6 protein-coding genes are annotated in these 11,336 nt (G+C 66.0%); all 6 read right to left on the bottom strand.

The window, feature by feature from the left end; all coding sequences use genetic code 11:
- Positions 1-47 precede the first annotated feature (47 nt).
- Entirely contained in the window at positions 48-1,019 is a 972-nt protein-coding gene (locus J7I84_RS03950) for a MoxR family ATPase (protein WP_214940856.1), read from the bottom strand.
- A 52-nt stretch (positions 1,020-1,071) separates the two neighbouring features.
- Complete coding sequence (locus J7I84_RS03945; protein WP_214940854.1) at positions 1,072-7,194, bottom strand: Ig-like domain-containing protein; 6,123 nt, start codon at positions 7,192-7,194, stop codon at positions 1,072-1,074.
- Positions 7,195-7,577: 383 nt separating this feature from the next.
- Positions 7,578-8,657, bottom strand: a complete 1,080-nt coding sequence (locus J7I84_RS03940; protein WP_396020030.1) for an adenylate/guanylate cyclase domain-containing protein — start codon at positions 8,655-8,657, stop codon at positions 7,578-7,580.
- A gap of 106 nt (positions 8,658-8,763) precedes the next feature.
- Positions 8,764-9,363, bottom strand: coding sequence for a PH domain-containing protein (locus J7I84_RS03935; RefSeq protein WP_214940850.1), 600 nt, complete (start codon positions 9,361-9,363; stop codon positions 8,764-8,766).
- Complete coding sequence (locus J7I84_RS03930) at positions 9,356-10,264, bottom strand: biotin--[acetyl-CoA-carboxylase] ligase (RefSeq protein ID WP_214940847.1); 909 nt, start codon at positions 10,262-10,264, stop codon at positions 9,356-9,358. Before J7I84_RS03930 ends, J7I84_RS03935 begins: the two co-directional genes overlap by 8 nt.
- An 85-nt stretch (positions 10,265-10,349) precedes the next feature.
- Positions 10,350-11,237, bottom strand: coding sequence for an NAD(P)-dependent oxidoreductase (locus tag J7I84_RS03925; protein WP_214940845.1), 888 nt, complete (start codon positions 11,235-11,237; stop codon positions 10,350-10,352).
- Positions 11,238-11,336: the final 99 nt, after the last annotated feature.

The raw sequence follows: 11,336 nt of genomic DNA, 5'->3' as shown, positions 1-11,336 counted from the left end.
CTGGAATGGAGGGGTGGTGCTGCGGCTTTCGATTGCAGCCGGGCGGCTCAGGCGTTGGTGCGCTGTTGCGGGGCGGCGACGTCCGCCAGGATCCTGGTCAGCACAGCCTCCGGGGTGGCGCCGGAGAACTCTGCTTCGGGGTCCATCACGAACCGGTGCGTCCACACCACGGGGGCCAGTTCCTTGATGTCATCCGGCAGGACGAAGTTCCGGCCCTGCGAGGCAGCCCAGACCTTGGCCGCCCGCACCATGGCCAGCGCACCACGCACCGAAACGCCCAGCCGGGTCTCCGGGGCGTTGCGGGTCTCCTCGCACAGCCTGGAGATGTATTCCAGTACGGCGGTGTCCACGTGGGCTGTTGCCGCGAGGTCAGCCATGTCCGCCACCGCCTGGGTGGTAATGACGGCGGACAGTTCCTGGGAGCGGTCCTTCAAATTGCTGCCACCGAGGAGCCGGACCGTGGACGCGTGGTCCGGATACCCGATGGAGGTCTTGATCAGGAAGCGGTCCAGCTGCGCCTCAGGCAGGCGGTAGGTGCCTGCCTGCTCAATCGGGTTCTGCGTGGCCATCACCATGAACGGCCGGCCCGCGGAGTAAGTGACGCCGTCCACAGTCACGCGGGATTCCTCCATGACCTCCAGCAGCGCTGACTGGGTTTTGGGCGAGGCGCGGTTTATTTCGTCGGCCAGGACGATGTTGTTGAAGATCGGGCCCTTGTGGAACTCGAACTTCTGCGTCTTCTGGTCGTAGATGGTCACACCGGTCACGTCGGAGGGCAGCAGGTCCGGGGTGAACTGGATGCGGTTGTTGGAGCCCTGCACGGTGGCGGCAAGCGCCCGGGCCAGGGAGGTCTTGCCCGTGCCGGGGGCGTCCTCGAACAGGACGTGCCCCTCGGCCAGCATGGCGGTGAAGGTCAGCCGGATGACGTGTTCCTTGCCCAGCACCGCCTGCCCCACATTGGCAACCAGCTTTTCGAACGTACCGGCAAACCATTCGGCCTGCTCAATGGTCATGGTCATGAAAGTGTCCTTTTCGAGGTAGTGGAGCATGTCCGGACGGTGCCCGGGTTATCTAGTGCTTGGGCATCCCGGCGGGCGGGTTCCCGGAATGGTTCGTCGTGTCGCTGCGAACGTAGTTCCCGGCCGCAGCACCACTGGTGAGGTGGTACCAAATGCCTGACGGGTTCTCGTTCGTCTTGTACCAGACCACGTAGAAGTCCGAATTGGCGGGCTGGTTGGCCGGCATCCATTTGCCACCGCCCACACAGTCAGACGGGTTGCCGGCGCGGAAACTGTCCGTGCCGTAGCCGGGCTCCGTGCAGCTTCGAACCGGGGTCGCGGTAATGCTCCAGGACGTGGGCACCGGAGGCGGCGGTTCCGCCCCGCTGCGGGACGTGTCGCTGCCAATCCGCCCAGGCTGCCCCGCGCTGATGGCACGTACCTCAAGCTTGTGGGTCTCGCTATAGCCCACACTCTTGGAGAAGCTCCGCTGCTGGGTGTCCTGCCAGGGGCCGTTGTCCAGGCTGTACTGGTAACCCGTCACTGCCCGGCCGTTGCCGCTGGGCTGGTTCCACGTCCACGACACCGTCTTGTCGCCAACACCGCTGCTGCTGCTGCCGTTGACGGTCGGGGCAAAAGCAACGCCGTAAGGGTTCACGGCGTTGGACGGTGCGCTTGCGTCGCCGGCCGTTGTACTGCGGGACGACACTGCCCACACCACCACCGCTGTCTGGGTTCCGTTGGGCGCGGCAACCGCGCCTCCCCCGGCGGCAATGCTGCCCGAGCCGTCGCCTGAGGTGAGGCTGTACCGGTAGGTGATTTCGCTGGGCGCTGAGCCGTTCCGTTGGGCGTCCGTCAAGACCGGGAACCGCACGTCGATCTTGCCGCCGTTGGCGTTGGTGTCTACCAGGGCGGCCGTTGGCGCTCCCACTGTTCCGGGCTTACCCACGGCACGCGTGGCTGATGACGGCGCGCTGGTGGCGCTGGTCCCAGCCTTGTTCGTGGCCGACACTGTGAACGTATAGCTGGACTCGGAGTTGTCCACCGTAACGTTCTGCGACGTCCCCGCTACCTGCTGGGTGGAAACGGCAGCACCGCCGCGGAGGGTGGTCAGCGTGTAGGACGAAACAGCGTCACCGTTGTTGTTGGGTGCCGTCCACACAACGCGCAGCTGGCTCTGCGAACCCACCGGCGTTGCTTGCGACACGCTCGGCGCGGCAGGTGTGGCGGGAACCCCGGCCGGCACCTCGGCGGCCGAATAAGGACTCCACTCGGAGGGGTCTTGGGCGTCATTACGGGCCAGGACGCGGACCTTGTAGGAGACGCCGTTCTGCAGGCCCTTCCACACATAGTTGACGGATGTCAGGCCCTGGATCTGGGCGTTCTGGCCGGCGGGTGCCGGTGAGATTTCCAGGTCATAGGACTTGACCGGGGAGCCTTTGCTGGCCGGAGCGGTCCAGTTCACCGCCAGTTGCCTGTCGCCGAATTTCAGCGACGGCGCCAGCGGAGTATCCGGCTTGACGTCCGGGCGGACATCGGCGGACGCCGGTGACCGCTCGGACTCACCGAATTCGTTGGTGGCCGTCACCTGGAAGTGGTACGTGGTGTTGTTGGTCAGCCCGTTCAGGGTGCAGGTGTTGGCCGGGCAGTCCTGCCGGAAACCGCCCTCCCCATAGACGGTGTACTTGGTGATGGCTGAGCCTTTGTCGGCTGGCGCAGACCAGCTAAGCAACGCCGTTTGGTCGCCCACGCTCTGCGCCTGCGGCGTAGTCGGGGACGCAGGCTTGTCCTTGACGGTGAGCCGGACCCGCGCGGTGGCATGCCTGGAGTTGTCCTGCGTCTTGTCCTCCACGGTGTAGGCCACCACCACGGTTCCGGTGAAACCAGGTGCCGGTGTGACGGTCACCGAGTCACCATTGACGCCCACATTGCCGCTGCCCGTTTCCGTGTTGGCGGCGATGATCTTCAGCGGTGTTTCCGGGAACGGGTTGGCGTCGTTGGCCAGGACGTTCACGGTGACCGGCTTACCGGCAGCGGCGTTGGGTTCAACGTCGTCATTGGCAACCGGCTTGGGCCGGTTGGAGGCGGTCACGGACAGCTGGTAGGTGGCCGTGGCTTCAAGTCCGCGCGGATCAGTTGCCTTGACCTGCACCGCCGCACGGGTTCCGGTGGCAGTGGAATCTGCCGCCGAAACCTTCAGCGTCCTGCCTTCGATGCGTGCATTGAAACCGCCGGGAGAATCGCCCACCATCTCGTACTTCATCTTCTCGACGTCGTCCTGGTCGGGATCGGACGTGAGCTTGCCAAGGTCGGTGCCGGCGGAGTCGCCCTTGGGAACATCCACGTTGGCACCGAGCAGTTCGGGCGGGTTGTTCTTGTTGGGGTCCGGGAGGACCTTGGTGCGGATGCTGAGGGTTGACTTCAGGCCGGCAGGATCGTCCGGTCCGGTGCCGTCGGTCACCTCGAAGGTCAGCGATCCGGGGCCTACGTAGTCGGCGCCAGCCGTGTACTTCAGGCCGGTCCCGTCGTTGGTGACAGGGTTCGCTCCGCCGGCACCGATGAGCTTGATCCGGTCCGCCTGGGTCAGCCGGGGCGACCGGCCTTCCCGTACCTTGACCCACTCCTTCAGGTTGACGTCCACAGACTGCCCCGCGTTCACCTCAAGGACCTCGTCCTTTGCGAGCGTGGGAACCTGCTGGCCCAGCCCCGGTACCCAGATGATGGCGGTGGACTGCTGGCCGTCCACGTCCTCCACGGTGTACGGGATGAGCTGAGGCTGCGCGGTGAGGTCCACCAGCACGTTGCCGTTGCTGCCGGGGCGGGCCGTGGTGGATTCCGTGCTGATCTTCAGGTTCTCGCCCACACCGTCGGGGTCCTCGTCGTTCTTGAGGACGGGAACGTCCACGGCGGTCTTGCCCATGGCCTGGGCGGACGTCACCCTGTCGTCGCGTGCGATCGGCGCCTTCAGCGGCACGTCGTTGTCAACCACCAGGCGGATGGTGGCCTGGGCCGTCGCGTCCCGGTCGTCGGCGATGGTGTAGCGGACGTTGACGGTTCCGGCCTCGTTCGGGGCCAGCAGGATGATGCGGCCGCTGTTCTTGCTGACGGTGGCCTGCAGCGCGGGGTCTGCCTCGATTCCGTCGGTCAGGATCCGGATGCGGTCCCCGTCGGGATCGGTGTCGTTAGCGGTCGCGTCGACGGCGATCTGCCGGCCCGGACGCACGCGGACCTCGTCGTCCACCGGGGTGGGCTTCTGGTTCGTCTCACCACGGGGCGCGATGCCCACCGTCACGGTGCCCGTGTTGACGGCGCCTTGGCGGTCCACCACTTTGTAGCGGAAGGTGTCGGTACCGGCGCCGTCCCCGGCCGCGGTGAAGTCGATGAAGTTGCTGCCCACCGTGGCGGTTCCCATGGCAGGTGTGCTGTCGATGCCGGTCAGCTGCACGGAGTCACCGTCGGGATCGATGCCGTCCAAGGGCACCGGGATCCGGACGGTGCCCGCCGCCACGACGCGCGCGGTCAGGTTGCGCGGCTGCGGCCGGGAGTTCTCGGCGCCCTCCAGCGGAAGGATGTGGATGGTCACGGCGGCGGCGCTCTTCTGGCCTTGCGGATCGACGGCGTTGTAGATGGCGCGGACGGTCTTGGGCTGGCTTCCGGCGATGAATCGAAGTGTGTTCTCGGAGACGAAGCTCTTGCCGTCGGCGGGATCAACGGACTGCGGCAGGACGGGGTCCACGGTCAGCTCCTGCCCCTGCGGGTGGGTGTCGTTGTCCAGGACGGGAATGGTGACCACGTCATTGACGCGGACATTCACTTCGTCCGGTTTGGGCTGCGGGGCTTCCACGACGGCAGGCGCCGGGACGGGCACCACGGAAACGCTGCCGGTGGCCGACTTCTTTCCGTTGGACATGGTGTATTCGAACAGGATGGGATCCTTGGTCCCCAGGATGTCCGTGATCCGCAGGACGCTGTGGTTGATGACGCTGACGGATACCGTGGCGTTGTCCGGAAGTTTCACGGACTGCAGCACCAGGACACCGCCGGAGGGGTCGGAGTCGTTGGCCAGTGGGTCCAGCAGCACGCTTCCGCCGGTGGGCATCAGGGCGACGTCATGGACTGCCACGGGATCACCGCCGTCGTTGCCGGATTCCACGTCCACCCGGATGAGGCCCTGGCTGCTTTGCGGTCCGTTGCTGGCGATGTAGGTGAGGTAGACCGGGCCGGGGGTGCTGCTGCGGAAGGTGAAGGTGCCGCCGTCGGTGACGGGCCCAAGTTCGGCGGGACCGTTGGCCTCCACCTGTGCCAGCCGGAGGGCACCACCGTTGGGGTCGACGTCGTTCTTCAATGGGGAGATGACCAGGTCCTGGCCCACCACAGCCGTAACGTGGTCGGCATTGACCACGGGCGCCAGTGCACCGGGCGGCTTGACGTTGACCACAACCTTGCCCGTGACGGTGGCACGGCCGTCCCAGATGGTCACCTGGACATTCTTCTTCCCGGCGGTGGCGCCGGAATCCTGGAAGGTCAGCAGCCCGTCGCGCCGGACCTTGACCTGGTCCTGGTCGTTGTCAGCCTTCGCGTCCAGCAGGACCAGGTCGTCGCCGTCGGGATCGAGCCAGTCGGTGAGGATGTTCTGGCTGACGGTCTTGCCCTGTTCCACCAGCATGGTGGTGTCCTCGCCGCGCTTGAACTTGGGCGGCTTGTTTTCGTCCGGTCCCACCACGCTGAGCGTGACCTGGCCAGTTGCGGACAGGCCGCGGCCGTCCGAGGCGCTGTAGTTGAACGTCTCCGTGCCCGGCTTGGCGTCTGCGGGGACGGTGATCTGGAAGGCGGTGCCGCCGTAGATGCTTTCCAGCGTTCCCGCTTTGGGCCCGGCGTCCCCCACGGCTGCCGTGAGCACGTCGCCGTCGGGGTCGGAGTCGTTATCCAGCACGCTGAGGACGGTGGTACGGCCCGGGCGGACGCCGACGGCGTCGGGCTTGGTTTCCGGCGGACGGTTCGGTTTGGTGCGGTCCGGCAGGACGTTGACGGTGTTATTGTCCGCGGACTCCTGGTCCTGGTCATCGGATTGGTTCTTGGGTGGGATGACGTCGTCCCAGTTGTTGACCAGTTGCATGTTCTGGTTCACCAACCACACGTTGCCCGAGTTCACATCGTTGAGGACCACCAGGTCCCGGTTCACCCGGAAAACATACGACGGCGACGCACTCGCCTTGGGCACGTCCGCCTTCTTATCGTCCCCATCATTGACACAATCGCGGACATACTTATTCGCACCCGACCACGCCGCATGCACACACCCACCCAACTGCACCGGAGCAGCAGGCACACCCTCACCATCAAACGCCACCGTCCTGGCCGTCCCACCATCCAGCGGCTGCTCCACCAACGCCTTCCGCGTCGCCACCGCAACAACATCACCGCCCGGCCCGGCCTGCTGCAACTTCGCATCCCGCGCGTTCTCCAACGCCAACCGCTTACCACCAGGCAAAAACAGGTTCCCCGCCGCAGCATCCAACACCACCGGCCGGTCCCCCACCACCGTCAACTGCAAATCCCCGGCACCCTTAAGCCCATCCCAAATGCTGGATTCCGACGACGTCTTCTCCCCATTGGCATCAACCCCCGTCACCGTCACCGCCCCGGTCTTCGGATCCGCCGAATAAATCCGGTCATCAGAACCCACCACAGAGACAATGCCCGCCGAACCCACCAACACCGGCTCCGAGGCTTCCTTGTCGAAGCCATTGACCGTGGACGGCGACACCGCCCACACCTTCCCCGAAGCAGCATCCGTCACCGAAATCGTCCGGGCCCCGAAACTCACATCAGCCGCCCCCGGCAACTGCTTATCCCCGCCAAGGCGCATATTCGCCGGCGACACCTGGTTCAACGTCGAACCAGTCTCATCATCAACAAACACCTCACCGGCATGCTGCAACACATCAAACGTCGCCGACGCCGGCGTCACCGCCCCATCCAACACCCGCGACGGATAATTCAACCGCCCCACAGCATTCTTCGACTTCGACACCACCCAGACACCGCCGTCATTCAACTCCACCTCGGTGGTCTTAAACCCCGGATACAACACAGCACCCGTCACCACCACCGCCACCACAGCACCAAACGCCGTACCCGAGGCGAGTTTCCTATGTCGCTTCTTCAGCCCAAGCTTCCCCAGCAGAGTTGTCACAGCGTTACTTTTCCCCCAGATTGTGTAGCCAGATGGCGGCCATATCGCAGGACAGGCAGCAGGCTTTCTTTCCCCGGGGCAAGCGTACCGAACCGCTGCAACCCCCGCGATGGGGACAACTTCCCCCATGCCGGGCCCGTTCGCGTCAGCAATGTGGTGCTCCGGTGCGCGCCAGGCGGCGCCACCGGGGCGCGCCGGGAGCAGTGCTTTGGGCGCGTGTATGTCCGCGACGTTTCATGAATGGAAATCCCCCGGGTAGTTCTAGGCTTTCTGCCTGCATCCGGCGTCACAGGACCCCGGGCACCACAACGATACCGCTATACGCCAACAAATGGACAAATTCTTTGAGACCGGCTTCGGTAACAGCGGCAGGAGCCGGGTTCCTAGTCCAGGACCAATCCCTTACCCCGGCCGCGGGTGAGGCGGACGGGGTGGATCTCGCCGAAACCGCGCACGTTTTCCGGGTCCTGCGGAAGCATGACGAACCGCTCGTCATGCTCCAGGGCGGAGGCGGTCATGGAGTCAACCAGCACGGTGCCCGGATCTGCCAGGGTGGTCAGGCGCGCCGCGAGATTGACCGTAGGACCGTAGATATCGCCAAGGCGGGACAGGATCCGGCCCCACACCATGGCCACCCGGGCTTCGGGGAGGATCTCGTCTTCGGTGAACGCCTCGGCAAGTGCCAGCGAGATCTCAGCGCCCGCGGCCGGGGTTTCCGCGATGTAGAGGACTTCATCGCCAACCGTCTTGACCAGCCTGCCGCCGCCCACGGAGATGATCTCGGCACACTTGTTTTCGAAGCGCTGGACCAGCCGGGCGAGCGTTTTTTCGTTCATCCGGCGGGACAGGCTGGTGTAGGAGACCAGGTCCGCGAACCCAACCGCGCGCGCCAGGGGAAGCGGAGCGTCATCCTCGTCGCCTTCACGCCCTTCTTCGCTGGCCTGCAGCCCTGCCTCGGCCCGGACGGCGAGCCGCTGGACGCCGGCGTTGAGCTGGCGGCGCCAGGAGTACACCAGCACTTCCTCGAGTGCGTCCACCAGCGCGGGAAGTTCGTTGACCAGGCGCTTGCGGGCCACAGCATCCGTGACGCCCTGCTCATGGACCATGTCCTCCACCAGCGCCTCGATCTGCCAGACCACCATACGGTCCGTCATTTGACCGATGGAGCGCGTCACGGAGATCGCTGCTTCCTCCGTGAGCTTGCCCGTGCGGACCAGATCCACCACGGTGGACAGGGCTGCCTGGTCGCGTTCGGTGAATGCGACGTCCTCGTCGCCGAAGTTGGGGAACCCCAGGGCGCGCCACAGTTTGCGGGCCGAAAGCAGTGAGAGGCCGGCCCCGGCGGCAACTTCGCGACGGCGAAGCTTGCGTTCCCCGCCCAGGAGGCGGGCTTCGAGCGCCTTCATGGCCAGGCGTTCGGCGGACATGGTGGCTGTTGGCGGATGGCGGTCCACGGCGGGCATGTCCGCAGCGCGTGCGGGTCCAGACCCGGACGAGTCGCTGGAGGAGCCGGCGGGATCAAAGACGGCGAAGCCGGGTGCGATGCTCTCGACGCGTTCCTGCTGGTCCTCATCGGTCATCCCGTCCACCTTCTCTCATTTCCTCCGGAAAAGCACCGGTGGGGTAATACGTCGCTTCGCCCGGTTGGGCCCCGCTGTCATCCGGCAGTTCCCCGATGGCGTCGAGGATAAAGTCGCGGAACCTGGCAACCTCCGGCACGTCGCGAAAGGTCACCACGCCCTGGTACCCGGTTTCCAAGGATATATTCCCCGAGCGCACCAGTCGCTGCAGCAGCGATTCATGGACTGTCAGGTTACGCACGGACCCCAGGTTCACCTGCTGGTCCCGCCGGTTCACCAGGCCATACCGGGCCACCATCCGCTGGCTCGTCAAGGTGTAGCGGGTGCCCTGCCAGCGCAGCAGGCGCGGCAGGCAGTAGCCCAGCCACACCGCTGCCGCCGCGGCGACGCAGGCTGTCACGAGCCAGGGCGTCCACTGGCGGCCGAAGGCAGGCGCCACGCGGACTGCTCCGCCGCGGATGATCCATGCGCTGGCGAAGGCGGCAAGCGCCGGCGCCAGGACAAAGGCCACGGCGGCCCCGGCGAGCTTCCGCGGCTGCGGACGGGTAGTGACGATGACCTGCTCCCCTGGTAGGAGGGTTTTACGCATAACCGCCCTGGTCCGGTGCGTCCGGCGATGACCATGGCCGCAGGTGCACAACATCCCCGGCCGTCACCACATGCTCGTGCGAGTCGCGGTCAACCACCAGCAGGGAGCCGTAGTCATCCAACCGGGATGCGTGTCCGATGATTTCGTGGTCGCCGGGCAGTTGCGCGCGCACCTGCTTTCCCAAGGTGACCATCACGGCCTCCACCCTTTTGTGCAGCGACGGGCCGCCGGCCATCCCTGCCGTGGGGTCGCCGTCGGCATTGCAGAAACTGCGGTACAGGACTGCGAAACGGGACAGGTAGCTTTTCAGCAGGGCGGTGCGGTCCGTGGTAGTGGCACGTTCGATGGCCACGGAGGTGGCAGTGGGGACCGGAAGTTCGCTTTCCTGCAGCGTGACGTTGAGGCCGGTCCCCAGGATGATGGGGGGCACGTTGCCGTCCACCATGGGGCCCAGCTGGGCGAGGATGCCGGCAATCTTCCTGCCGCGCACCAGGACGTCGTTGGGCCATTTGAGCTCGGCCGGAAGGCCTGCCGTTTCCAGGAGGGTTTCACGCAGCGCCAGGGCTGCGATGAGGGAGAGCCAGGAGTAGCTCTGGGTAGGAAGGGGCCTGCCGTCCGCGTTGACCGGACGCAGTACCACGGAGACGGACACCGAGCTCAGCGGCGGCGCCTCCCAGCGCCTGTCCAGCCTTCCCCTTGCAGCAGTCTGGTACTCCGCGGTCAGGACGGAGAGGTCCGGCCATGCGGCAGGTTCCACGGTGACACCGCGCAGGAGGTCGGCATTGGTGGAGCCGGTGGAGTCCACGACGTCGATCCGGGGTATCCCCGCGGCGGAGAGGAACCGCTGGTCGGCCAGGTCCCCTCGGTTCAGGGGCGTTCCCGGTGCGTGTGCGTCATCCATAGGTAGATCCTACCGAGCCGGGCCGGGTCCCACCCAGACAACTGCCGTCCCGGAAGGGACCGTCCAGGGACGGCAGGAAGGCAGGCTAAAGGAAGATGTCCGGGACCAGCCGGTCTTCCGGTGCGCCCAGGCTGTAGGGGCGGAAGTCCGTCACGCCGGCGGCTGCGAGGACCTGCTCATCCGTGTAGAAGTTGCCCGACGGCGGCCCACCGGCACCAAGGTTGCTTCCGGTCAGGACGGCGTGGGCGGCATCGGCCATGATCTGGGGGCCGCGCGCGGCCAGGACCATGGTTTCGCCGTGGGGCATGTTGCGGATGGCCGCGGTGTCGATCAGGGTGCAGGGCCACAGGGAGTTGACCCTGATCCCGTCCGCCTTCAGTTCCTCCGCCAGGCCCAGGGTGGTCAGGCTCATCCCGTATTTGGCCATGGTGTAGGCCAGGTGCTTTCCCGCCCAGGAGGGGTGGAGGTTCAGCGGCGGCGAGAGAGTGAGGATCTGTCCCTGTCCGGAGGCGCGGAGTGCCGGGAGCGCCAACTTGGACAGCAGGAAGGTGCCGCGGACGTTGATGTCCTGCATGAGGTCGTACTTCTTCATGTCCACCGCGTCCGTCGTGGAGAGGTCGATGGCGGAGGCGTTGTTGATGACGACGTCGATGCCGCCGAACCGGTCCACGGCTGCGGCCACGGCGCCGGCCACGTCCCCGTCCCTGCGCACGTCGCCCACCAGGGGCAGCGCCTGGCCGCCGGCCGCCACCAACTCCTCCGCTGCCGTGTAGACCGTGCCGGCCAGCTTGGCGTGCGGCTCCCCCGTCTTGGCAAGGAGCACGATGTTGGCGCCGTCCCGGGCCGCCCTCCGCGCAATGGCCAGGCCGATCCCCCGGCTGCCGCCGGACAGCAGGATGGTGCGTCCCGCCAGGGAACCTGCCGCCTGGTATGGGCTTTCGGGGGCATGCAAAGCCTTGTCGCTTGAAGTCATGGGAACACTGTAGCCCAACTAAGTTACCGGCGAGTAACATTGTGGAGAGGTTGCTGGAGCGGCAGAAAATTGTAGGTTCCCTACAGCTGTTGAGGCCCA

Source organism: Arthrobacter sp. ISL-85, assembly GCF_018613675.1.
Taxonomy (GTDB): domain Bacteria; phylum Actinomycetota; class Actinomycetes; order Actinomycetales; family Micrococcaceae; genus Arthrobacter.
Note: the sequence above shows the minus strand (reverse complement) of the source record. Positions and strands in the feature narration are given on the sequence as shown.

What these genes read in the sequence shown, in the direction of transcription:
- J7I84_RS03950 (WP_214940856.1), bottom strand. Translation starts at nt 1,019, where the DNA reads ATGACCATGACCATTGAGCAGGCCGAATGGTTTGCCGGTACGTTCGAA.
- J7I84_RS03940 (WP_396020030.1), bottom strand. Translation starts at nt 8,657, where the DNA reads ATGCCCGCCGTGGACCGCCATCCGCCAACAGCCACCATGTCCGCCGAA.
- J7I84_RS03935 (WP_214940850.1), bottom strand. Translation starts at nt 9,363, where the DNA reads ATGCGTAAAACCCTCCTACCAGGGGAGCAGGTCATCGTCACTACCCGT.
- J7I84_RS03930 (WP_214940847.1), bottom strand. Translation starts at nt 10,264, where the DNA reads ATGGATGACGCACACGCACCGGGAACGCCCCTGAACCGAGGGGACCTG.
- J7I84_RS03925 (WP_214940845.1), bottom strand. Translation starts at nt 11,237, where the DNA reads ATGACTTCAAGCGACAAGGCTTTGCATGCCCCCGAAAGCCCATACCAG.